The sequence below is a fragment of the Armatimonadia bacterium genome, assembly GCA_039679385.1.
Classification (GTDB): Bacteria; Armatimonadota; Zipacnadia; order Zipacnadales; family JABUFB01; genus JAJFTQ01.
On sequence record JBDKVB010000038.1, the window covers coordinates 1 to 23,867 of the forward strand.

The 23,867-nt window shown below is 65.2% G+C and carries 17 protein-coding genes; 8 read left to right on the forward strand and 9 right to left on the reverse strand.

All coding sequences use genetic code 11. The features are described 5' to 3' along the window. A partial coding sequence (locus ABFE16_03720) for a transglutaminase domain-containing protein (protein ID MEN6344385.1) occupies window positions 1–1,193 on the forward strand: 1,193 nt, incomplete at its 5' end. Between the two features lie 12 nt (window positions 1,194–1,205). Here the strand turns inward: ABFE16_03720 and ABFE16_03725 are convergent. Next, window positions 1,206–4,148 carry a DUF4838 domain-containing protein gene (locus ABFE16_03725; protein MEN6344386.1) on the reverse strand — a complete coding sequence of 981 codons (2,943 nt, stop codon included), beginning with the start codon at window positions 4,146–4,148 and terminating at the stop codon, window positions 1,206–1,208. Between the two features lie 339 nt (window positions 4,149–4,487). Here ABFE16_03725 and ABFE16_03730 point away from each other — a divergent pair, with 339 nt between their 5' ends. The 5 genes from ABFE16_03730 to ABFE16_03750 all read left to right on the forward strand — a co-directional run bounded on the left by ABFE16_03730 (window position 4,488) and on the right by ABFE16_03750 (window position 11,702). Continuing rightward, window positions 4,488–5,234, forward strand: coding sequence for an amidohydrolase family protein (locus ABFE16_03730; GenBank protein MEN6344387.1), 747 nt, complete (start codon window positions 4,488–4,490; stop codon window positions 5,232–5,234). Window positions 5,235–5,417: 183 nt separating this feature from the next. Next, entirely contained in the window at window positions 5,418–6,113 is a 696-nt protein-coding gene (locus ABFE16_03735; GenBank protein ID MEN6344388.1) for a hypothetical protein, read from the forward strand. A 253-nt stretch (window positions 6,114–6,366) separates the two neighbouring features. Beyond that, window positions 6,367–6,855, forward strand: a complete 489-nt coding sequence (locus ABFE16_03740) for a hypothetical protein (protein MEN6344389.1) — start codon at window positions 6,367–6,369, stop codon at window positions 6,853–6,855. A gap of 380 nt (window positions 6,856–7,235) precedes the next feature. Beyond that, window positions 7,236–8,864, forward strand: coding sequence for a glycoside hydrolase family 99-like domain-containing protein (locus tag ABFE16_03745; protein MEN6344390.1), 1,629 nt, complete (start codon window positions 7,236–7,238; stop codon window positions 8,862–8,864). A 147-nt stretch (window positions 8,865–9,011) separates the two neighbouring features. Further along, complete coding sequence (locus ABFE16_03750; protein ID MEN6344391.1) at window positions 9,012–11,702, forward strand: endo-1,4-beta-xylanase; 2,691 nt, start codon at window positions 9,012–9,014, stop codon at window positions 11,700–11,702. A gap of 16 nt (window positions 11,703–11,718) precedes the next feature. Here ABFE16_03750 and ABFE16_03755 read toward each other — a convergent pair whose 3' ends face one another. Next, window positions 11,719–12,744, reverse strand: coding sequence for a hypothetical protein (locus ABFE16_03755; GenBank protein ID MEN6344392.1), 1,026 nt, complete (start codon window positions 12,742–12,744; stop codon window positions 11,719–11,721). Window positions 12,745–13,043: 299 nt separating this feature from the next. On the opposite strand from ABFE16_03755, the gene ABFE16_03760 reads away from it, so the two are divergent. Beyond that, the gene (locus ABFE16_03760; protein ID MEN6344393.1) at window positions 13,044–14,147 is read left to right on the forward strand and encodes a sialidase family protein; all 1,104 of its coding nucleotides are present in this window, start codon (window positions 13,044–13,046) and stop codon (window positions 14,145–14,147) included. A 69-nt stretch (window positions 14,148–14,216) separates the two neighbouring features. Here ABFE16_03760 and ABFE16_03765 read toward each other — a convergent pair whose 3' ends face one another. From ABFE16_03765 to ABFE16_03795, 7 genes are all read right to left on the reverse strand, one after another. Beyond that, on the reverse strand, window positions 14,217–15,992 hold the full coding sequence (locus ABFE16_03765) for a hypothetical protein (protein ID MEN6344394.1): 1,776 nt from the start codon (window positions 15,990–15,992) through the stop codon (window positions 14,217–14,219). Window positions 15,993–16,062: 70 nt separating this feature from the next. Next, window positions 16,063–16,767 (reverse strand): hypothetical protein, encoded by a 705-nt coding sequence (locus ABFE16_03770; protein MEN6344395.1) that lies wholly within the window; start codon window positions 16,765–16,767, stop codon window positions 16,063–16,065. Window positions 16,768–16,785: 18 nt separating this feature from the next. Beyond that, the gene (locus tag ABFE16_03775; protein MEN6344396.1) at window positions 16,786–18,072 is read right to left on the reverse strand and encodes a sulfite exporter TauE/SafE family protein; all 1,287 of its coding nucleotides are present in this window, start codon (window positions 18,070–18,072) and stop codon (window positions 16,786–16,788) included. Window positions 18,073–18,175: 103 nt separating this feature from the next. Next, entirely contained in the window at window positions 18,176–18,361 is a 186-nt protein-coding gene (locus ABFE16_03780) for a hypothetical protein (GenBank protein ID MEN6344397.1), read from the reverse strand. A 218-nt stretch (window positions 18,362–18,579) separates the two neighbouring features. After that, window positions 18,580–19,314 (reverse strand): glycerophosphodiester phosphodiesterase family protein, encoded by a 735-nt coding sequence (locus tag ABFE16_03785; GenBank protein ID MEN6344398.1) that lies wholly within the window; start codon window positions 19,312–19,314, stop codon window positions 18,580–18,582. A gap of 78 nt (window positions 19,315–19,392) precedes the next feature. Then, window positions 19,393–22,335, reverse strand: a complete 2,943-nt coding sequence (locus ABFE16_03790) for a hypothetical protein (protein ID MEN6344399.1) — start codon at window positions 22,333–22,335, stop codon at window positions 19,393–19,395. Between the two features lie 79 nt (window positions 22,336–22,414). After that, a complete protein-coding gene (locus ABFE16_03795) occupies window positions 22,415–23,509 on the reverse strand; it encodes a P1 family peptidase (GenBank protein ID MEN6344400.1) in 1,095 nt (364 codons plus the stop codon). Window positions 23,510–23,698: 189 nt separating this feature from the next. Here ABFE16_03795 and ABFE16_03800 point away from each other — a divergent pair, with 189 nt between their 5' ends. Continuing rightward, window positions 23,699–23,848: a hypothetical protein gene (locus ABFE16_03800; GenBank protein ID MEN6344401.1), complete on the forward strand. Its 150-nt coding sequence runs from the start codon at window positions 23,699–23,701 to the stop codon at window positions 23,846–23,848. The last annotated feature ends 19 nt before the right edge of the window (window positions 23,849–23,867 follow it).

The window sequence follows — 23,867 nt, forward strand, 5'->3', positions numbered from 1 at the left end:
ATCCTGACCTCTACCAGCAGGCCATGCAGAAGGCCGAGGAGGCCAAGGCGAAGCGCGACTACCCGGCGATGGCCTCCGCGATCCGACTGGCCCTGAAGTACGGTCCCGGGAAGGAATACGACTGGCGCAGTCTCGCCTGGTCGCTCCACCATGCCGGGCAGTGGCAGGACTCGCTCGGCGTGGCGCAGGAGAACGTCAAGCGCAACGGCGTCACGGGCTGGTCGTTGGAGCAACTCGCGGAGTCACAGATGGGCGTGGGAGACTGGGGCGGTGCGAGGGACACGCTGAGGCGGATCGACGCCCTCTCACCAGAGGATCTTGGCACTGCACAAGGGGCCATCGACGACACGCGCAGACGTCTACTCGACCTCACCGGTCAGCGCCGCTACGAGCTGACCTGGAAGATCGACATGAAACAGGGCGGCCCTGACAAGCCTGCCCGACGCCTGCTGATGCCGCGCCTTCAGGACCCGCGGCAGACTGTCGAGTTCACCGTCGAGAACGTCCTGCAGTGGGAGAAGGTGAGCGAAGGGCCACGCGACTTCATCGACGTCGTCAAGAAGCCCGGCGAACCCTTCGTCATCAAGGCACAGGTCACGATCCGTGGCTATGCCCTGGGTTACGCGAAGCTGGAGAGCCTGAGCTCGCCCGCCTTCCCGAAGGAGTTGCAGGACTGTCTGGGGCCCTTCCAGCATTGCGCAACCTTCGACCCGGCGTCGCCGCTGGTGTCGCGAATTGCCGGAATGTGCCGGAGCACCACGCCCGCGCGGACCGTCCAGAATCTGCTGAACTGGCTGCGCGACAACATGCATTATGAGGACACCAAAAGCAGCACGCCGGAGGAGATCCTCGCCGGTGGGCAGGGCGTCTGCCACCACTACTGCAGTACCTTCACGGTCCTGTGTCGGGCAGCCGGACTTCCCGCCCAAGTCGCCCACGGCCTCGTCCTCAAGGGCGAGGGCGAGTTCACGAACAACCACGGGAGTCACGGCTGGGCCTCCGTCTACCTGGACCCGCTCGGCTGGGTACCCGTCGACCCCTTGGATGCGAACTCCCTGGCTCTGTTTGGTCGCTCCAACTACCTGCTGACGGACTATGCCAACGCGACGGCAGACGACAACCACTTCGCCTACCACAGCATCCAGGGCTACCAGTGCGACGGCAAGGTGGTCGCGATCGAGCCGCAACCCTGACGAGCAGGCCGCCTACTCCGTCCGCACCACGCACTCCGCCACCATGACCCAGCCCTGATCGGGTGCCGTGGAGGGTTGCGTGGTCGCAATTCGCAACTCGTTCTCGCCGGCCTTCAGCACCCCGGCGGGGATCGTGATCTCCTGTACCGACCAGTTCCGCTCGACGAAGGTATTGGGACCGGAGAACACCACCTGCCCGTTCACCGTCACCTGCATCGGGACCGCACCAGGCTTGTCGTCGTCCTGCCCGGTCAGCACCAATCGCGCACCACCGTCCGGGGCCTTCTCCAGGTTGAGCACGGTCTGCATGGCCGGGCTGGCACTGCCCACGCCGTAGATCCAGATTGCCTGCCGTGGCGGGCATTCATTGGAGTACTGCTGCGGACCAACCGGGCCGCGGAAGCCGTCGAGTTCCAGTCGCCAGCCACCGTCCACGGCCGTCTGCGAGTACTTCTGCCGTTCACTCGCCAGCGCCGCAGCGGGGTCCTTCACGAGGCGATCGATGACCGGGTCGGCATACCAGGGCGACCGTCCCAGCCGCAACCGCGCGATCTTGTACATCCACTCCTCGCCGGTCACGCGGCGGATGAAGGTGCCGAGGCGCTGAGTCCGGGCGATGGCCGAGAACTCGGCGAGGCGCTGTGCGAACACGTCTTCGCTCACTGCGAGCTTCCCATTCACAGGGTTGCGCGCGTTCACATCGCCGAAGAGCACGCACAGCTTCTCTGCCTGCACGCGGTACAGCCTGGCCCGGTCACCCCGCACAGCCTCCTCCGCGCGACTCAGGATCGCCAGCGCCCTGTCGGCGTACTCGGCCGTCACCGTGTGCGGGCTGGCCGACTCGCACTGCTGGTGAATCGGCCGTTCGTCGACTTCCCTGGACAGGTAGTCGAAGTACTCGCGGACCGCCGGCGCGGCTGCACCATAGTAGTGGTTCATGAAGTCCGCAATCAGCGGCTCCACGGGGGTGTCCGGGTGCCAGAGGAGTTCGCTCTGCACATAGATGAACAGGTTACGGAAGTTCTGCGGGGTTCCGCAGTAGAAGACACCCTTCACCCCGAGCTTTGCGTAGAGGTCCAGCTTCCGCTTCATGGCCCAGAAGCTACCGAAGGGCTCGTACCAGTTCTGGTAACCGGTCGGGTAGTCGAAGATGTACATATTGCCCGGGCACTGTCTGGCCCACCCCAGCACGTCCTCGTAGCCTTGCCGGTTCTTCTCGCAGGTCAGGTCATGGCTGCTGCAACTGGTGCGAGCCGGGTAGGGGCAGTACTGCACCATGACGTTCCGCTCCGGCTTGACCCGCGTGGGAGGCGGCGAGGTCGCATCGGTGTAGGCCAGCGTCAGGATGCGCTTTTCGGGGTACTTCTTCGCCACTTCTCGCGCAACGTAGTTCACGTACTCCAGCAGTCTGTCGGTCATCACGACGCCCGGCACCGCGTCCAGTGCTTTGCACTGGTCACACTGGCACCAGGCGAACCCATCGCCCTGCGAGACGCCGAAGAACTTGCGCTCGGGCTGCCTGTCCATCAGCGCCAGCATTCGCTCGGCGCTGATGCGGCGTACCTCCGGGTTTGACAGGCACAGGTGCACGTTGAGGTTCTCGCCGTGGAACTCCTTGCTCAGCCGCCGCCCGTCCTTCTGCAGCGCGAAGTACTCCGGGTGATCGCCGTGGTATTTGTCATAGGGCAGCAGATACGCCGAGGAGTGGACGATGCTGCCGGGCTCCCCAAGCGCGCTCGGGCTCATCATGTCGTCCGACGGTGTGTTGCCCAGCTTGAGGTTGTTCGCGAGGTTGCGGAACTCGTAGTAGGGCTTGTCTGCGAGGCTGCAGTCCGTGATCCTCAGCGAAGCGGTTTCCGGGATGACTTCACACCCCGGCGCGTAGAACCGACAGCCAAGGTGACGCAGCAGGGCGTAGGCCCCGTAGATCGTCCCGACGTCTCGCCAGCCGCAGACCGCAACTCGCCCCTGCTTGACCTTCACCACGTATCCATCCGGAGCCACCGCGTCCAGTTCCGACTGGGCGATCAGTCCGGCCTTGACCGCCTGACTCCCCACAAGGAGGCTTCCGAGAGGTGCTGTCGCGCCAGGGGCTTCGGCGCGTTCCAGGCACTTGCCGGTCATGGCCTCGAGGTAGTTGGCGAGCTCCTCTGCCGCCAGAGTCTCACGCGGCGTCGCACCCGGTGCGAGTAGGATTCCGCCGGCCGCAACTCCCTCGCCAAGGGTGATCTGTCCGACTGTCCGCGGCGGCGTCGGTGGCTCTACACCCAGGGTGTAGACGGAGCTCGTTTCCTCACCGGCCTGCATCGCCGGGGAGGCGAAGGCCCAGATGCCCTGGCGCCCAGCGTAGTTGTCATGCCGCGCATCGAAGGCGTAGACGTTCCCGAAGTCAGCAGCCTCGAAGATCAGGTTGCGCTGCGGCGTTCTCAGGACCATCACCGGCCCGGAGGCCGCAATACCGCCTTTGACCGGCTGCGCAGGGATGACCGTTCGGCTCGTGACGGTGCCCGCAGCGTTGGCCATCTCGACGAGACCGTCGGTCAGCGCCGAGACCGGCACCATCGCCAGCGGGTACTCGACCGGCCCTACTTCGACTCCCGCCGCCAGTCTCACCCGCAGACTGATGCGTGCCTGGGCTGCTTCCAGAGAGACCTCGTAGACGACTCTCCCGCCCGGGAGGTCGGCGCTCAGGGTGAGGGCTGTGCCATCGGGCGTGGTCTGCACCTGGCCTGCCTTCCAGGCCTCACCGAGGGTCAGCACGGAGCCGTTGTAGCCGGGCTTGAACACGGTCAGGTACGAGCCCTGCGAGACGACCTGCCCACCGTAGGTTAGTGTCAGTCCCTGCGCACCGACCGTCGCAGTCCAGTCGCCGCGCGTGACCGTCACCGGGGTCTGGGCAGCTCCCGCGAATCCAGTGACCAACAGACCAGCCAGACAAAGCGCAGCCCGTCGCATAGTCGCACCTCCAGGATTCCAAGCCGATCGAAGCGTCCGACGCGTGTCGCTGTAGTTGCAGTCCATTTGTAGCTTCCCCCTTCAGGGAGGGCATGCCTCCTGCACCCTCGGAACCAGGAGTCCAACCTTCCGAGGAGCCAGGCAGGAGGCGGAAGGGCAGCGGGGGAAACCTGCCTTTTCAGGCTCCCAAGACAGGTGTGACCCCTCAGAGACGAGGAGTTGTGCCCCTTGTGGATGGCTTCGACCGCGACGGGGGCAAGGTCTGCTTCGACGAGGTCGGCCTCTATCGAGTACCGTAAGCAGCCGACAGACGGCACCGCTAACCCTTGGGAGGCCGGCATGGTCATCGACGCCCACCTTCACCTCAAGCACGGAGACGCCGCCCGGACGGAGTACCCGGTTGAGACCATCCTTGAGGTGATGGACGCCGTCGGCATCGACCGGTCGGTGGTGTTCGCCATGTCCACGACCGCCCGGCACGCTGTCGAGATGGCGGCTACCGCGGTGGCTCAGTGCCCGGAGCGTCTCATCCCCTACGCCTATGCGCTTCCCTCCTACGAGGAGCCTGTGCTCGAGGTCCTGCGCGAGGCCGTCACCCAACTGGGCTTCAAGGGCATCAAGGTCCACGCAGGGGAGTGCCGTCTGACAGACTACATCGTGGACCCCGTGTTCCGATTGGCCGGCGAGCTGGAAGTGCCGTGCCTGGTGGACTTCGGCGGCGACCTTGCGAGTGCCCGCAGGCTTGCAGGGGCCTTTCCCGACACCCAGCTCGTGATCGCACACTTCGGCAAGTACCTGTGCGTTGACCCGGGGCTGCTACGGTCGTGCATAGGGTTGGCCGAGGAGTTCGCGAACGTCTGGCTCGATGCGTCGGGGGTCGTGCTCCCCTGGGTGATCGCCGAGGCGGCCAGGCGTATCGGTGCCGACCGCATTCTTTTCGGCACGGACGGCCCCCACCCGATGCCCGATTTCGCGACCTTCGCCGGCGAGCCGCTTCGGCAGATGAGGTCGCTGGGGCTTACGTCCGCCGACGAGGCGATGATCCTGGGCGGAACGGCTGCCCGACTGCTGAAGCTGACGGGATAGCAGCCGGCCTCAGTAGGACCTGTCCACCGACCGGATCTTGCGCAGCCGGTGCAGGCTCTTGCGACCGCTCCGGCGAATCTCACTCTCTAGCCCTGCAGGCCCTGGGGTAGGCTCTCCAGGACGGGAGCCATGGTGCAGTTCCAGACCGCAGTCTAGCGACGCTGAAGCTGGAGCCCCGAGACCATGACCGACGTAGCGGAGTCCAACCTCTGCCAGCGGTGCCTCCACGAGGGGCGACACACTGAGGTCGAGCCCGGCCGCCTCCTGTGCCCGGACTGCTGCAAGGCAGAGAACCTTGCGTACCACAACGCCCAGGCTGAAGCCCGCAGCAGTGAAGCGCCAGACAGGGGTCTGTGCCCGGCCTGTGGAGGGGTCGCGTACGCCTCCGATTCGCGCTGCCTGGTGTGTGGTGCGAGCCTTCCGTGGTCGCCTGCACTCCCTCGTCCCAAGCGCCTGGCCCTTGTCTCGCGACTGTGGGTTCGGTCTCTGGCCGTCCTTTTCGGCGTTGCCGTTCTCGGCGCTGCTGTCTATGGGCTCAGTGTGGCACGCAAGACTGACCCGCGCCAGCAGGTCCTGGAGGCCTTCCGCGACCTCGACACCGCGCTCAGCGAAGGAGTGAACTACCGAGGTTACCGCCAGAGCCTGCTCCGGACGAAGCAGCAGGTCACGCAAGCCATGCATGACGTTCCCTCCGACCAGCTCACCTCCGAGTTCTGGACCGAAGTGTCCGCCGCCGTGAACGACTACGAGTCCGCGAGCGAGATATGGGCAGAGCGGCTCAAGTCCCCGACGCGTCCCTCGATGGATGGCGACCCCGCGATCGAGGCAGCCTGGGCCGCTGCAGGCAGCCACGTCGCGACTGCTCGCAAGGCCCGCTAGGGCCCAGCACCCACCGGGCACGTCGCAACGGCATCTCCGTCCCCCTTCATCTCCCCCACCGGCTAGTTTGGAAACCTACAGGCTTGCTTCAGGAGGTCTTTAGCTATGTCTACAGGCCCTACTGTTACAATTTGTGCAGTGAGGGCCTGATGATCGCCCTGTGTGGCCATTTCGGCGTCCTCGGACGAGCCTCGGTCGTGCCCTTCCTGCATGGGTGGCGGACACACTAGACGACTAGGAGAGGGAGAGGATCATGACGAGAGCAGGTTACTACCGGGCCGCAATCGTCGCGATAGTGTTCCTTGGCATCCTGGGACTTGCCCTTCCGGCAGCAGCGAAGGATCTGGTCCCCTTCAAGGGCTACGTCAACCTCGAGGTTACCGCCTTTGACATCGGGACGGACCATGCGACAGTGACCCTCTCAGGGGTTGGAGAGGCCACGCATCTGGGCGACTTCACCCTGTCGGAGACCGTCACCGTCCAGCTCAACGGAACGTACACTGGTTCCGAGACCTGGACGGCGGACAATGGCGACCAGTTGTTCAGCACGTCAGCGGGGACCTTTACGCCCTGGCTGCCATCAATCCCCACCTCCGTAACCGGGACATACACCTTCACCGGCGGGACAGGTCGGTTCGCCAACGGTACCGGCTCGGCCAACATGACGACGTCGATCAACTACCCGAGTCTCAGCCAGACTTTCAGCGGCAAGATCACATCCCCCGGAGCAAACAAGAAGTAGGTCCTATCCGGACAGAGGGTTTCGCGTCTGTCACCCATGCAGGATGGGCGTAGCGAGATCTGTCGCGAGCACACAAGCCCCACTCCACATCGGCCAAGTGACTGCTGGGCTCGGGTCCGGCAGCCCATACTGGCGACTCCAGCCTGAGTGTCCCCACCAACAGCATCTTCCGCACTGCTCGCCAGACCGCGACATACCCATCTCGACGAAGTGACCACTCACCTCGATGTTCGGCCCTCCAGGCAGGTATGGGCTCGGCAACCGTGGAAGAGGGCAAGCACACCGGCGGCGTGAGTCGTGCGAGTGCTCCGCCGCCCTTGAACCACGAGTTCAGGTCTCGCCAACACAGAGGCCGGTTCAGCCATGCCAGAGGTGACACCGTGAGCTTCTCCCCAGTCGGGCTGCTGCGGATGCCGTCGCGGCGCCTGCGCACCCTCTTTCTGCTTGCCACCATCGTGGGCTTCATCGCCGGCGGAACCTGCGCGGCGCAGGAACCCGCAGGCGACTACCCCGTCCCTGAGCCCCATCCTGTAGCAAGCCCCTTGCTGGTCGGATCCTACTACTTCCCCGGCCACTTCAACGCCATGCGCTGGGTGCCGATGGCGGCCTTCGGATACCCCTATCCTCTGTTGGGGTACTACCGCGACGGTGAGCCTGAGGTCTCCGACTGGCACATCAAATGGGCGGTCGAGCACGGGATCGACTTCTTCGCCTTTGACTGGTACTACGACTACAAGACCGGCAACGTATCCGCACACAACAACGCCCTCGACCTTGGCTTCCTCCGCGCACGCTACCGGAGCCTGATGAGCTTCTGCATCTTCTGGTGCAACGAGGAGCGGGGCGACCCGGACTACACCGAGGAGCAGATGGCGCTGCTTGCCCGTACCTTGCGGGACCGGTACCTCAAGCAGCCGAACTACCTGCGCATCGACGGCGCAGCGGTGCTGATGGTCTCGTGCCCCGACCGGCTCCTCAAGCGCTTCGGAGCCGCCGGGTGCAAGAGCCTGTGGGAGATGATGAGCCGCGAGGCAGGTACGCCACTGTACCCCATCGCCAAGCAGCATACGGACCAGGCAACCCTCAGTGCAGCAGGCTTCCGAGCCTGCACGGCGTATAACTACGCCAGCGCGAACATGCCCGCGGGGCAAAGACAAGCGCCCTACGACACCATGGCCGAGGGCTACGAGGCCAGATGGCAGGAGGCAGTGGGCCAGGGCGTTCTGCCCTACATGGTGCCCGTGTCGCCGGGATGGGACTCGCGTCCCTGGTACAACGATACGGCGATGGTGCGGACCAATCCCCGGCCGGAGAAGTTCCGGAAGATGTGCGAGGCCGCCAAGACCTACGTCAACCCCAGGCTGCAGGCAGTGATCGCGGAGTGCTGGAACGAGTTCGGCGAGGGCAGCTACATCGAGCCCTGCACCCAGTATGGCTTCGGCTACCTCGACGCGCTTCGCGATGCCTTCTGCCCCGACAACCCGCACCACCTGGACCTGACTCCGCAGCAGCTTGGGCGCACGAGTCCGGTGTTCGCCGACATTCCCGTGCTCACCGAGCGGGACATTGCCGCCCAGGAGGGCAACCTGCTCTACAACCCGGGCTTAGAGAAGACCTGGGGATGGGTCTACTTCCGCGGTGAGGACGCCAGACGGGAACAGGGAGCAGCACACTCAGGAGACTGGGCTTGTGTCGTCACCCCGAAGGATGGCGGCCTGAAGAGCTTCGCTCCGGTTCCACTGCAGGCTGGGGACGAAGTCGAACTGTGGGCCTGGGTGAAGACTGAGCCTGGTGCAACGGCCTCGATCCAGGGCGCCCTGTTCCGGGGAGCTTCCTGGCTGGGGACCTACCGCCGCATCGGCACGGCGAGCGGCCCGGAGTGGACGCGGGTAGCAGCGCGGTTCACCTGGGACGAGAAGCAGGCCGACCGAATCGACATCGAGATCGCCCCGCGCGACGGAAGCGTGTGGGTGGATGACACCGGCATCCGCAAGATCGGGGGCAAGTAGCCGGTCGGTCCTCTACCCACCACGACTGCGCGGCCGAACTGCCTTTGGCGCTCCATCCTTGAACAAGCCTGAGCTGATTGGCCCTCCATGAGAGATCCGGAACTGTCGGCCCTACTCATTCTTTCGTAAGGCTGGGAGACGGAAACCATGAACTGGAGCTTCCTGCTGTCGGCGCTGTTCACACTGCTTCCGCTCGTCGCCTTTGCACAGGACAACCTGGTCGCCAATGGCGACATGGAGCAACTCACACCGGAGGGTTCAGCCCCGGCAGTCTGGGCGGCGGCAGGTGATGCGAAGAGCGTCACCCAGAAGTTGTCGCCGGATGCTGGACGCCAGGGCGGTCACAGCCTGCGTCTTGACTGCACTGCAATCGTGCAGGATAACCCGGCCAGCCATGCGATGATCTGTCAGATGGGGCAGGTCGGTGTGGAGCGGGGCAAATGGTACAAGGTCTCGCTGTGGGCGAAGCAGACCGGCCTCGACGACGTTCCCATATCCATCGCGCTCTCGAACACGCAGGGATGGGCGAACCTGGGGCTCTCCTCAAGCCTTCAGATTGGCCCGGACTGGGAGCAGTTCGACTTGACCTTCCAGGCCACAGCGGACTGCCGCGAGACAACACGCTTCCAGATCTGGTTCACGAGCCCCGGCACGCTGTGGCTGGACGACGTGTCCTTCCGCGAGACAGCGCCGGAGCGCAGCGGTCCGACCCTGATCTGGCCGGCCGAGGGACGTCGCAACCTGCTGCCGAATGCAGGCTTCGAGGTCGGCACCGACGGCTGGGGCAGTACCGGGGACTTCCCCACCCGTGGCTGGGCGCTGCCGATGAACGCCCTCTTCGGCGAGGTCGTAACCGAAGGCGCACGCCAGGGCTCACGGTGCTTCCGCATGGCCCTTACCGCGGAGAACCTGCCGGTGGACTACTTCGATTACTTCGGTATGACCCGCCAGCCGGCGAAGTCGCTCCTCCTCGGGAGTGTCGGCTGGATGCCAACCACCCCTGGTGCTTCCTATTGCTTCTCGGCCTGGGTCAGGGCCAGCCGAGATGACATGCCGGTCCGCCTCCAGGTGAACCAGTTCCGTGCATCCGTCCTCAGCCGGCAGGTGCAAGTGGGCAGAGACTGGCAGCGGTTCCAGTTCGTCGTCAAGCCCACTTCCCAGTGGTGCTACGTGGCGGCCGGACCAGTTCTCGATCAGCCTGACGCACTGCCGGTCACGGTCTGGATGGACGGGCTGCAGTTCGAGGCAGGCGAGCAGCCCACCGACAACACCGCCCGCGACGCGGTCGAGGCAGGTCTCTCGACCTCCCGCGACGGCAACGTGTTCATGGCGGGCGAACCCGTGGCCCTGGACCTGGCAGTCAGCAACACTTCTGCCGACCCCGCAAGCGTGGAAGTCACGGTGACCGACTTCAACGACCAGACGGTCTCCCGCAAGCGCTTCCAGATTCCGGCCGGCACTGCGCTGTGGCGCCAGAGCGTCGACCCCGGTCTCTCCGCAAAGGGCTTCTACCGCGCCCATCTCTCGGTCAATGGTCAGGAGAAGCCGCGCGGCCTGCGCTTCGCCGTGATCCCTCGCTACCAGGACAAGGACTCCATCTTCGGCGTCAACCACGCCTATCCGTGGCCACACCTGCTGAGGGAGTGCGTGTCGGCCGGAATCCTGTGGGTCCGTGACTGGTCCGTGAAGTGGCAGGATGTGCAGCCCACGGCAGAGGCGCCCTTCGACTTCACAGAGACGGACTACCAGATTGACCGGCCGATCTCCTTCGGCCAGCAGGTCCTGACACTGCTGCCTTTCCCCTCGGCGAACTGGTCCTCCAGTGCACCTGAGGAGGTGAAGGTTGGCCCCAACTACCCCGAGATCCGTCAGCGCCAGGCCTTCGCTCCGCGCAGTGACGCCGAGTTCTCGCGATGGGTCGCCGAGACTGCTCGGCACTACCGCGGTCGCACCACGTGGTACCAGGTCCTCAACGAGCCCGTCTACACGGACTACTCCCTGCCCCGGAGTCGCGGCTACACAGGGAAGGACTACGGTCGCCTGGTCAAGGTGTTCGCGAAGGCCGCACGCGAGGCCGATCCTGACTGCCGCATACTGGCGGGGATTGGTGGGTGGCCGAGTTCGGTCGAGGCAATGTTTCGTGACATGTTCGACCAGGGGGCACTGGATGCCATCGACGCGGTCGACGTGCATACCTATCCAGGCCTGACCCCGCCGGAGGCCACGGAGAGGGGTCTCACGGTGCTGCGCGATCTGATGCAGCAGCACGGCAAGGTGAAGCCGATCTGGCTCACCGAGCACGGGTACTACAGCGACGATGACTTCGAGCAGACCCCGATCCGTCGCGGCGGCTTCGCAGATCCCTTGCCCAGCGAACGCGTGCAGGCCGAGTTCAGTATGCGGTTCAACGTGATCCTGCTGGCGAACGGGGTCGAGCGGATCTTCTACCACGCGGGGACCTGCCCCGGCCTGAACGCCGACAACACAGAGGGCGTGTTCTTCGAGTACGGTGGCGCTCCGCGCAAGATATACACGGCAGTGGCGGCCTTTGCAGACCTCTTCCGGCCGGGAGTCCAGCCGCTGGGTGAGTGGGACTGGGGCAAGCCGGCGAAGGCCTACTTGTTCCGCAGCGACGATCGACTGATCCTGGCAACCTGGGTGCGTAACTCAAGGACCAGGGGGCAGGTGAACTGGACCGATGAGCGCATCGTCGCCCGGGACCTCATGGGCAACGACCTGCCGGCGCGGTCTGTGCAGCTCACCACGGCACCGGTGTTCCTGGTTGCTCGGGGCATGACACCGTCGGAACTGGAGCAGTCGCTGAAGCATGTGCCCTAGGAGGGCAACTGCGGTCTCAGTAGAACCGCGTGCCGCCGAGGCTGTGGCCGAACCCGAGGAGGAGCACGTCCGTGTCACGGTCGTAGCCGGTGACAATGCGGTTCCACGAGGCCCGCACCTGCCACTTCGGGCTGAGCCATCTGGCCGCCGACATCGTGATGACACCTGACAGGAAGGGGGCGTCACCGCCGCTGGCGGAGCTTCGGCGAGAGTCCGCAGCCCAGTAGGTTCCGACGCCCAGCCCCAGGGAGCAGGAATCAGCGGGGAACCGGCGGACCGCCCACACCTGTGTCACCAGGCCGTTACGGCGGATGAGCCGAGGGTCACCTTCGTTGAGGAGGCCCACGCTCCAGTCCAGGTATCGCGCGAAACTGCGGCGGTAGTCGAGGTAACCGGCCATCGACTTCTCCGCGCTGAAGCTGTTGACGATGGTCCGGCCACCGAGGAGGTTCATCTCTTCCCGTCTGGCCTGGGTCTCAGGTTCGGTGCCACGGGTCGAGGGTGGATTGCTGTCGGCAGAGAGCAGGTAACCGAAGCCCAGGTTCAGGGTCCTGGTGTTGATGCTGGATTGCGCCCAGAGGAAGTTACTGCGCAGGTGCGCGACCCACCGATCGTTCATCTGCCACGCGGCATCGAGACTGTAGATCGCTCCCCAGCCGTGGTCGTCGGAATATGAGCTGTCCCCGGCCTTGATGGTCGTGTCGAAGTAGCGGTAGGGCCCAAGGCCCATGCCAAGGGTGAGACGGTCATCGAGTGTCTTCGTGCGCAGCCAGAACTGCACGGAGTGGCCGTCGCGCCGGTGGTTGTCGACATGCCCCTCGTTCAGCCAGCCAAAACTCACAGCCTCGTGGTCCCCCACGCTTTGCATGTACTGCAGTTCCCACGAGGCTGAGGCCTCATGCTCGTCGACATCCTGCATCCACCCACCGAGCAGCGACACTTCCTTCGTGCGGGTCGTAGGAGGCGTCTGGACGGGGCTCTGCGCCTGCTGCCCGAGGGCAAGGCCGTCGGCTGCTGCCAGCAGTGCGACAAGTAACACCAAGGAGGGGCCGGGACTACCGGACCGCAGCATGGACCTTTTCGGCAGCGTCTGGTGCAATGGGGATTGCCCCTCTCGGTACCCAGCGGCCTAGGAGAACGACAGGCGCGAGTGTAGCACAGGCCGCCAACCAGGGGAACAGGCCGTCCCACGAAACAGAGGTTCCCCGAGTGCTCCCGGCGAAGAACCGCGGCGGTACGTCCTCGCTCTCCCTGACGCACCGGACCCGGCACAACGCCAGAGCCTACTACTGTGTGGGTGCCGTGTCCGGACTGCCCACTACCGAAGTGAGGGGTCTTGATATGGCCGGACCTGTTGCCGCCGAACACGGAATCGTCTGCCGTCTGCCGGGTGAGAGGCTGGGGTACTTCGGCTGGCCCACGGTGGCGCGGCTGGAGGATGGAAGGCTGGTGGTGGCAAGCTCGGGGCTGCGCACAGAACACGTCTGCCCCTGGGGGAAGACGGTGCTCAACTTCAGCGACGACGACGGACGCACCTGGTCGCCGCCTCAAGTCATCCAGGACTCAGCGATCGACGACCGCGACGCCGGTGTGATCGGTCTTGGCGGGAATCGGCTGCTGGTCAGTTGGTTTCGCTCCGACACCCGACAGTATGCCCAGGCCTCCTGGATACCGGAGACTGAGCGTGTGAAGTGGCAAGAGGTCCTCGCGACTTGGGCTGACGAGATGGTGAACAGCCTGCTCGGGTCGTGGGTCCTGCGGAGCGAGGATGGCGGAAGCACTTGGGGCGAGCCAATCCGTGTGCCCGTGTCGACTCCCCACGGGCCGATCCGCCTGCAGTCCGGAGACCTGCTCTATCTGGGCAAAGAGTACGACTACCCGGATCAGAAGGTACAGGGCATGATCGCCGCCTGCGGCAGCCGCGATGAGGGACTGACCTGGGAGCGTCTCGGGGCGGTGCCTGTGTGCCCGGCGACCGATCCCGTCAACTACCACGAGCCTCACGTCCTGGAACTGCCCACCGGCCGCCTGATAGGGATCATCCGTATCCAGGACCACAGCGGCAAGACCCTCGAGGCCGCGGGCATCCCGAACTTCAGCATGATGCAGACCGAGTCCGACGACGGCGGCGTCACCTGGACGGAAGCTCGGCCCCTGGGCTTCCCCGGCTCGCCACCACACCTGCTGCGCCACTCCTCCGGCGTCGTGGTGCTCACCTACGGCTACCGCCTCGCGCCCTTCGGCCAGCGAGCAGCCCTGAGCTACGATGACGGCGCTACCTGGGAGCATGACTGGGTGATCCGCGACGACGGCCCGGACAGCGATCTGGGCTACCCGTCCACGGTCGAGATGGCTGACGGCTCGCTCTTCACCGTCGCCTACCAGAAGGTGCCGGGCGACAAGAAGTGCTCGCTGCTGTGGTCGCGCTGGTCCCTGCCGGGGTAGTACCGGCTACCGAGAGGAAACGTCTGTCCTGTCCTGGCGACAGGGCAGACGTTCTGTTCCTGTCCTGTCCTACTGCGAGGCCAGCCACTTCGTGACGCCGAGGAAGGCCTGGCGCTCGACCCCTGAGAGCTGGTGTTGGTAGCCGTGATAGGGGCCGACGAAGGCCACTCGCCCCTTCCCTATCTCCCCAAGAACATACACGGGATCGCCGAAGGTGTTCGTGATGACCGTGGTACCCTTCGGGCCGGGACGGAAGATCATGTGGTCGCGGAACTCCGTCGGAAACTCGGTGCCCGGGGCAAGCCCCGCCAGCGCCGGATGCTGACAGGCCACCTTCAGGTTCGTCTCCACCACGTGGCGTTCAGCCTCGACCTTGTGCTGCGGGTAGCCACGCGTAGCGATCTCCGGGAAGGGGCTCTCCATGAACCAGGCGGTGTCGTGAGCCAGCATCACTCCGCCGCCCTGCTCCACATAGGCGCGCAGTGCCCGGCTGAAGGGTTCGTCGGCTGCCTGCGCAACATTGTAGTTCTGCAGGATCACCACGCGGAAATGCTTCAGGTAGTCCAGGGCCAGGCCCTGGAGCTCGTGAACCTCGAAGGTCCCCTCCTGCTCGATCATCTGCTGCATCAACTGTCGGTTGTCGAAGACGGCCAGTTGCGGCTTATCGGTCTTGGCCCTGAAGCCGGCTGCGTCACCCGGGTCAGGCGTTCGCCGCGGGCGCTCCCAGAATCGGTCGGCCCTGCCGAGCTTGATCTCCCGGCACGCCCGTGAGAACCACCGGAAGTACTCGGGATGCGTCGTCCGGTAGGTAGGCCCTTCGTAGAACACCCAGTACCCGTCCGTCTCAGCCGCGCTCATGGCGGCGTTGCGTCCGCAGAACTCTGGGTCGGCACCCTTCACCACGGGGTCCAGGCCACCCATGTACATAAGGTTGGGGCAGTGCTCCCGAGCGTAGGTCTGGTTGCGCAGGAGAGTGGCCCGGTTCGCCTGCAAGGACTGCATGTGCGGCAGCAGACCGGCCGGTCGACCGTAGATGCTTGGGTCGGCCAGAATCAGCGGCGCTTTGGCAGTGCCCCACTCGCGGTAGATGGCCTCGGTGATGAACAGCGTTCCCGGAGCCGGGTAGACGCAGAACTGGAACCTCGGGTTGATCTCATCCACCAGCTTGCGCAAGGTCCGGCAGCGCTGCCGCCAGTGGTCAATCTGGAAGGCCGCGAAGGCACTGTCCAGCTTGTGCTCTCGGAGCCAACCAGCGCGTTCGCCAAAGGCCAGGACGGGAAGCTCGATCTTCCGGGACCGCGCGAAGTCACCCAGGATCTTGTCATCGTAGGAGAGACCATACACGTTGCCCTCTCCGCCGGGCGAGTAGTTCTCGTAGTCCAGGAACACGCCGATCAAGGCAGGGCACTCGGTGCTGATCCGGGCGTACTCCAGGATCGTGCTGTTCATCCAGTCCCACAACTCGTCGGAGTTGGGGCTCGCGAGCTCCTGCTCGGTGCCGTCGGCCCAGACCATCTTCACCTTGCCCTTGGCGATCATGTCGCCGCGCATCCAGGGCATGTGGAAGATTCCCTGCTGCTGTGCGAGGGTGGCGATCCGGCGCACCTCACGGTAGTCGTCGTTACCCAGGCGGGGAGAGACGACATTGAACCCGGCCGCCGCGATCTCCTTGACGTGCTGCTCCGTCATGACCCACTTGTTGTCGGCCATCAGTACCTTGTCCACCAGGACTCGCAGCTTGGTCCCGCGGCCAAGGTCATCGCGGTCCTTCGTCTCAGCCCCTGCCGACATCACCAGGCCCAGGATCAGTAGCGCTGCGGCACAGGGCTTCAGGCATCGCGTCACGAGTACCACCCATTCCTGTACGAAGCTGGATACACACGTCGGTTCAGCCAGGTCAGCAGACGGCCTGCGGCTACTGCTCCTCCCGTCTCGTCGCTTGCACGGTGATCCCCAGGCCCTCAAACAGATACAGGATGGAGAACCCGTACCAGACCGTATAGAGGAGGTAGAAGGCCAGGAGCGCGAACAGCGGCAGCCCTGCCTCGGACGGAGACCGCGGTGCGATGCCGACGAAGTTGTACGCCGGCTCGCAGACCTTCGTCCGGAGCATGCTGGCGAAGTTGGACGCCGGGACGTCGCCCTCCTCCACGAACTGCCGGTAGATGGCGTCGAGAGCCGCCCACCAGCAGTAGATGGCCTCGCGACCCGAGAAGCCATAGGCCGCCTGCAGCTCTCTCTCCCTGCCCCGGTACATTCCCTCGGCATCGGCGATGATCGCTCGGGCTACTGCGCCCAGGTCTCCCGCGAGTTCCACAGTCTTTCCGTGCGCCCTGGTCTGCGCTCCGGCAACCGCGAACACTCGCTCGATATGCTCCGCGATCACCGGGTCCCTAGGGGTCACCTGAGCCCGGAAGCTCTTCCCCGCGTAGTTCGCCGATTCCTCGGCGACCTTCGGCAGGAAGTAAGACGAGTTCTTGCTGAGTTGATTGAAGAAGCCGTCGGCCCACTGCAGCCCGGTCTGGTCGTCGAGCACCGGGCTCAGGCAAACAGTGAGGGCGATGACGAAGGTCACCAGGCCCACGAGGCCAAGGGTGAACTTGGTACGATTCCTCACCACGGGCCCTTCACCCCTTCCTCAGTGGGCGTGATCGCCGATCGTGGTACTCTCCACGCGCGGAAGATGGGCAAAGAAGCTGTACAAGACCCAGAGCGCGAAGAATCCTACCAGACCGAAGAACAGGACCGTCCCGACATTGTCGATCATCTTGCCGATGGGCGCCGAGAGCTGGATCAGGCCGCTCTCCGTGAGCTTCCGAGGTAGGGCTGCAAGCCGGTTGACGAAGCCCGCAAGGATCGTTACCGCGTAGAACGCCCGGATCACGACACCCTTCACCATGGTCGTCACCATCGCCCCGATCTGCACCCCCACCAGCGACCCCAGCAGCATCCCCATCGCCACCGTGTAGAAGACATAGCCGTACAGGGCGTACTGCATGATCGAGGAGTAGGCCGTGGTGAAGATGATCTGCAGGATGTCGGTGCCGACGGTGGTGAAGGTGGAGACGCCGAGTCCGTAGACGAACATGGGGAAGGTGAGGAAGCCGCCGCCGACTCCCATGACGGCGGCTACGAGACCAACAAGGAAGCCAGAGAGGATGACGGGGTAGACCGATATGCTCCGTCCGCCGGGCACCATGTCCTCATCGAAGGCGATGCGCGGCCGCAAGGGAAGGGTCTGCAGGCGCCGTGCACAGGACCCCAGGTCGTCCGCCTTGCCAGAGGAGGAGGTCGCCCGCCGAGAAGCTCGGGACCAGTCTGCAAGTGCGTAGGCCCCGAGAGACCCCAGGACCACGACGTAGACGGCGCTGATGAAGGCGTCGCTCAACGAGGGATTCGCATTGTAGACGTGACGGCTGATCCAGCCTCCGAGGCTCACGCCCACGCTGGAGCCCAGGACGAACCACGCCGCCAGCCAGAAGTTGACGTTGCCCAGCTTCCTGTGGATCGTGGTCCCCATGATGGCCTTGGCGAAGAGGTGGAACTGGTCGGTGCCGACAGCCATGATCCCCTTGACGCCAAAGCTCATCAGCGCCGGGGTGAGGATGTAGCCGCCGCCCGCGCCGATGACGCCGGTGATGAGGCCGGCAATCAGCCCGGTAACGATGGAGCCCCAGAACATGCCGGGGGTGATGAAGGCGGGCATGTATGCCTGCCTGCCGCCGATTGTCTCAGGGAGGTCGGCGGCCAGGGCCATCTCCACCGCAAAGCCAGCCAGAACGGGCAGTAGCGCCACCACGAGTGCCCATCGCCGACGGCCGAGAAGGAGGCGACTGGTCTCAAGCTCCCGCTCTGCCTCGGCCTGAAGACCAAGGTGAAGGAGCTCTCCGATGCGCACGACCCGACGGCCAAGGGCTCGCACCATCCTGGGCTCCTTGAAGCGCTGTCGTTTGCGGTGATGCGCACCGGACTGCGGCGGATCATCACAGCGCCCTGCTGGTCACCGGTCTTCACCGGCACAGACGCCGTCAAGTAGTCTCGTCATCACTCTCCCCGTGACGACGTGCCCAGAGCCGGGCCGCCACTGCGAAACCCACAAGGAACCCGCCGATGCCACCGTACTCCGCACCCTTGTCACCCGCCGCAATCGCACCGATCACTGCACCCACGGCGACTCCGACGACCGCACCGGCCAGGGCCACGATAGTGGCCATGGTACCCACCTCCTGAAGGGGCCTTGAGCTCCCATGGGAAGCACTGGCACCGGAGGTAGCCGCCGCATCGAGCTTGGCGCCGCTGACGGCGCCCTCCAGGATAGGCCCACCTCTCAAAGTCAGTCACCCCGTGTCTCTGGGTTCGCTCTCAACGCCCTTGGGTCCTGCCACTTTCCCCCTAGCACGAGAGCACCGCAGGCATACCAAGGGCGTCCCGACTAGGCAGCTCCCGCCGCGAGGACCTCCTGCAGCAGACAGGGGTTGTCGGTCAGAATCCCGTCGATGCCGTAGCCGATGTAGAGGCGCATGTCCTCCTCGGTGTTCGCGTAGAACACGTTCGCCGTCATCCCCGCCCCATGCACCGCGGCGCAGAACTCCGCCGACATCACGCTCCGGTCCGGCTGCAGAATGGTGAATCCCGCGGCCTTCGACCGACGAAGGTACTCAAAACCATCCGGACACATCGGCAGCCAGCAGCAGGGCACCTCAGGATCGATGGTCCGGACCCGATCCAGGGACTCGAGGTAGTCGTGGACGATATGCGCCCTACCCTTGAGCCCGGCGGCAGCGAAGGCGTCCATGAACCGCTGCTCGAAGCCGAGGCTTCCGCTCGTGTCCTTCGTCTTCAGGTGGATGTTCAGCCACATCGGAGCCGGGAGCGCCGCCGCAGCTTCCTCAAAGGTCGGCACCTTCTGCCCCGCAAACTCGGGCCCGAACCAACTGCCGGCGTCCAGCGCCCTGATCTGCTCGAAGGTCATCTCAGCGATCGTGCCGCTTCCGTTGGTGCACCGGTCGACGGTCGGGTCATGCATGACCACCAGATGCCCGTCGACGGTGAGGTTCACGTCGAGCTCAACCATCGGGGCGCCCAGGGCGACCGCCCGCTCAAAGGACGCCAGTGTGGACTCCGGGGCATGGGTCGGATCGCCCCTGTGTGCGCAATTGACCGTCATCTTCCGTACCTCCCGCGAACTGTCTCTTGCGGCCAATCAGACCTCCGCCGACTGCCTCTCTCGCCCCGGCGTTCTCGATCACTGCCCTGCCGCGACTACATACAACCACCGATGCGTCGTGGTGGCCGTGGTCGCGAAGACCAGGGCGCCGTTCTCCAGCCGACAAGGGATGGCTTCTCCACGACTGCCCGGAGTGGCGCCCTCGGCGAACATGGCAACCTTCTCAGGCAGGCCAACGGCCGGGATGCGGACCACGCCTTCGCCCTGGATCCGCGCCTGGAGGATCGCGCCACCTGGGACACGTCGCGACTCCGGAACGGGTGCCCAGGAGATCAGCGAGAGCGACTTGTCGGCGAAGACCGTCTCGTGGCCGTCAATCGTCACGCGGTCGGCCCAGCTTCCCGCGAAGGCCAACAGACGGCCCTGATCGTCGACCCGGAAGGCCAGGGGCGCGACGCCCGAGTAGCTGACCGTGTGGCCGTTCACATGGAGGTCCTTCAGCTCCAAGCTCAGCGGCGGCGCGGGACAGCGCTCCAGGTACTTGCGGTCCTGTTCCTCGTTGCGCGAGAAGCCGCCGGGCCAGTCTTCCTCCACGTCGCGCAGGTGGTTTGCGATCGCAACCGTTCCGTTCGGGAAGCGGCAGACCAACTGCGGTCCCGTGCGAGAGAGGACCTCCGTGTTGTCGTTCACGCCCTCGAAGCGGCCACTGGGTGGGTATGCCCCCAGAGCGCTCAGCACCTCGAACCAGTTCCGCACATCATAGCCCAGGCTCCCGGACTGGTCGTCGCGCGGACGGTAGCCCAGGAAGGTCGCCGTTCCACCACCGGGCAGCGTCCGCACGGTCCCCACAACCTGGCCCTTCACGCGAGCGACCGGCACCACACCCTCCGCAGGCGTGACGGGGTAGGTGCGGTCCGGCAGGAAGTCGGTCAGGATCACCTGCGGCGCCACGCTCGCCAGCGGGCCCTCGAAGCTCACCTGACGACCGGGCGAGAGCCGACCCTCGTCCGGACCTGGCTCATACTTCACGCCGAAGAGCTCCTGCCAGGCAGGGAGTGCGTCCTCGCCCTCGGCAGTGAGAACCGGCGGCGGCCCGGACCAGAGGATGCGGCCACCGGCCTCGGCGAACTCCCGCATCAGGTCCAGCAATCGTCGCGACGGGAAGGGCTCGAAGGTCGCCACCAGCGTCGTGAAGCGCCGACCGGCAACCACTACCGCCTTGCCCTCCACCTTTCCACGCTCCAGCAGCTTGTCGGCGGTGATGAGGTTGGCGTAGCCGTACTGGGTCATCCAGCTCCCGAAGCGCTCATCGACGGCGACGAGGTCCATCGGGTACAGCATGAGCACGTCCACGTCGCGGTGCTGCGTCTCCTGGACCATTCCCAGGTAGCCACCCGCAGTCCCGTAGACGCCGGCCAGGAGGCCGCGACGGTAGGCCAACTCCCCCGGCATCCCCCAGTGCGCACCGTAGGAGTAGGGCACCTCGTTGAGTATGCCCGTCGAGCAGGCCAGGGTCAGGCCCACGTAGTCGCGGTCCAGCCAACCACACTCCGCATGGTCGTTGCCGTTTCCCGTCAGGAAGTCGCCCCACCTGAAGTAGTCGTAGCAGGCCGAGGCAGCCTGATGCACCGTGTTCGACCACACGAAGTTCGACGTGTAGTCATAGGCGCTGGCGAAGTGGTTCTCGCGACCGGTCTCCCACTTGTCGATGGTCGGACTCTCCGCCCAGGTCGCATGCGCGCGAGCCTCGAGCTTGTGCCCCATGCACTGCTCGGCGTGGCGCTTGGCCTGCACGAACAGGTCCACCACGCCGTCCTGGAGCAAGTGGTAGTAGCGAGCACGGAACAGCGCGGTCCGACGGATCTCCCGCGGGCTGGCCCCGAAGACGTGCATGACCCCTTGTTTCGCCGTGAGGTCGGTCGCGCAGTCTTCCTGGCCGTGCACGAAGTAGATCAGGTACTTGGCGAAGTCCGCGAACTCCGCACCGTACAACTCCGCATAGCGCCGGGCAAGGCCGTCGCTCACGTACCGCAGGGCGAACTCCCCGTTGTCGTGGTGGCCGAAGTAGCTCCAGTCCTGCTGGATGTGCATCTCATCCGAGTACAGACCATTGAGCTTCACGCCGGCCGCGGTGTACTTGTCCACGAGGTTGTTCAGGAAGGGCAGGGCTTTGGGGCTGAAGTAGTCCATCTCCGGCGTGCGGTACTGCAGCACCACCAGCACGCGGTCGAGGTCGCCGAGGTCCGTGTGTCCTTCGCCGAAGATGCGGACGCGACGCCGGGGCTGCCCGCGATCCTCCCAGCGCTCGATCTTCGCCACATCGCTGATCTCGCGGATCGAGGCCGGATCGATGACCCGGTAGGGAGTCCCGCTGACCGGCTGCTCGTGGAAGGCGAAGACGCGAATGCCCGCCTCCTGCGGCTCTATGACTCCCTTGTTATTCCCCCACCTGAGCTGCTCCCAGAGCTGCACGCTGAAGGCCCCTGTGACCGGATCGCGCAGGCCCTTGCGGTAGTGCATCCAGGTGCCGGACTCGCCCGTTGCTTTGGTGTAGGCGGGCCCGATCTCCAGCGGGCTGAGCAGACTCAGTTCCAGGCCCAGACCGTAGCCTTCAGCGAACTTGCCGATGGCTGCGATCCGCTGGATGTACTCGTCCATGTCCGGCGTCAGGCTACGAGGCTTGCTTTGCCCCGGCCTGTATTGGCTGAAGAAGTGGTCGAAGGCGATGATGAGGGTGCGCTGCCCGGCGCTTTTGGCTCGCTCGCAGATCTTGCGCAGGCTGTCCTCCCTCTTGTTGAAGCCTGTGCTCAGGTCCATCACGCGGTCGGGATCGGCCAGCTCTTCCAGCTCCTGGTCATTGACCAGGATGATGGAGGGCCTCCCGATACTGAAGGCCCAGGGCCCTGCGAAGGACACTAACTCACCACGATACAGGTTCTCGGGCACTTGCGGCATCTCAGCCTCCTGTGCGACTGCGAAGGTGGCGGACAGGATGGTCAGAAGGACACCTGCCAGGCTCATGGGACACTCCTCGTGATGCGTCCTGAAGATGCGAACTACCGAGCTCGTCAGCCAGCCGGAGAGCCAATTGCAGTCGGCCTCACTCCGTTGCCCCGGCTCCGTATCTGTGCAGCACTTCCAGCAACTCGTCGATGGGGATAGCCGGTCGCACCACGCCATCGCGGCCGACCATCGTCTCGGCTTGCAGGAGCGAGTTGAGGATCGCCTCCTCGGTCGTCTCGATCGCCGCGCGGAAGAGCCCGCCAAGGTCCGTCTCGGCCACAAGGCTCTTGCCCATGAGGCGCTGCTCACCCTTCGCCGAAATCCGGTTGCCGGTGGTGGAGGCAAGCACGAAGTCTCCGCTACCATGGTCGGCGATCCCGCCGGCTCGTGCCAGACCGAAGGTCGCCCGCTTCGCGACTCGGTGCAGTTGGCGGGACTCAAGGGGAGCATCGGTCGCCAGGACGATGATGATCGAACCGCCGGGAGGTGGCGGCTGATCGGGTGGAAGTAGGTGGCGCCCCACCGGCACACCATCCACTCGCAGGTCGCGAGCGCTGCCGGTGTTGTTGAGGACCAGCGCACCCAGACGGTACCCTTCCAGCGCACCAGACAGTAACCGCGACGCCGTGCCGATCCCTGCCTTCCAGTTGAACCCCGTCATGCCCACTCCAGCCCCGACGTTGCCCTCTTCGACGTTCTCTCGCGAGGCCGCCTCCAGGGCCTGGCGCACGTGCTCAGCCTTCACATGCCGCCCCAGAATGTCATTGAGCCCACCATCATTGCACTCGCCCACGACCGGGTTGAAGGAGCGGGCCCTCGGGTTCTGCTCCGCCACGTAGTCCACCAGCGCATCGGCGGCGGCCCAGACGCTCAAGGTGTTCGTCAGGACGATAGGTGTCTCGAGGTTGCCCAGTTCGGCCACCTGAGGCAGGCCGACAGACTTGCCGAAGCCGTTGATGACCTCCAGCGCCGCGCAGACTTTCTCCGTGAACAGGTTCCCGGAGTGCGGGAGGATGGCGGTGACGCCCGTGCGCACCGGCCCTTCTCCCTGCACCAACGGGCCCTGACCCTCTATCAGCGAGACGTGGCCGACCGCGAGCTCGGGCACATCAACGATGGCGTTGAGAGGCCCGGGCTGCAGTTCGCCGATGCGGATCCCAAGATCACGGGCACGCGGTCTGGTGCTCGCCATGGGACAAGTCCTCTTTCCTGGGCTGTGCCGACCGGGGGTAGTTCGCCTTTGAGCCGCAGGGGCCTCCACTTCACCAGACCGAAGGCCGGCAGAACCGGGAAAGACCACTCAGCAACGGCCCAGGAGTACCACGTGCGACAGGAGCGAGGCAGAAGGACGGGTTGCTACGACCGGCCGAGGCAGTTCCCAGTGAGGAAGGGGGCGCGGATCGATCTGGGGATACGCACGATGGTCGACAAGGGGTGCCGCAGCCTCCAGGTCTGCGGCGCCCTCGACGTCCTGCGCAACAAGGAGATCGCGACCGTCTTCAAGAGGCGGTTCGGGGACGCAAAGGCTTGACACTGAGCTCGGGCCGACC

Coding starts and splice junctions, on each gene's coding strand:
- ABFE16_03725 (MEN6344386.1), bottom strand. CDS start 4,148: ATGCGACGGGCTGCGCTTTGTCTGGCTGGTCTGTTGGTCACTGGATTC.
- ABFE16_03730 (MEN6344387.1), top strand. CDS start 4,488: ATGGTCATCGACGCCCACCTTCACCTCAAGCACGGAGACGCCGCCCGG.
- ABFE16_03735 (MEN6344388.1), top strand. CDS start 5,418: ATGACCGACGTAGCGGAGTCCAACCTCTGCCAGCGGTGCCTCCACGAG.
- ABFE16_03740 (MEN6344389.1), top strand. CDS start 6,367: ATGACGAGAGCAGGTTACTACCGGGCCGCAATCGTCGCGATAGTGTTC.
- ABFE16_03750 (MEN6344391.1), top strand. CDS start 9,012: ATGAACTGGAGCTTCCTGCTGTCGGCGCTGTTCACACTGCTTCCGCTC.
- ABFE16_03760 (MEN6344393.1), top strand. CDS start 13,044: ATGGCCGGACCTGTTGCCGCCGAACACGGAATCGTCTGCCGTCTGCCG.
- ABFE16_03775 (MEN6344396.1), bottom strand. CDS start 18,072: ATGGTGCGAGCCCTTGGCCGTCGGGTCGTGCGCATCGGAGAGCTCCTT.
- ABFE16_03780 (MEN6344397.1), bottom strand. CDS start 18,361: ATGGCCACTATCGTGGCCCTGGCCGGTGCGGTCGTCGGAGTCGCCGTG.
- ABFE16_03785 (MEN6344398.1), bottom strand. CDS start 19,314: ATGACGGTCAATTGCGCACACAGGGGCGATCCGACCCATGCCCCGGAG.
- ABFE16_03790 (MEN6344399.1), bottom strand. CDS start 22,335: ATGAGCCTGGCAGGTGTCCTTCTGACCATCCTGTCCGCCACCTTCGCA.
- ABFE16_03795 (MEN6344400.1), bottom strand. CDS start 23,509: ATGGCGAGCACCAGACCGCGTGCCCGTGATCTTGGGATCCGCATCGGC.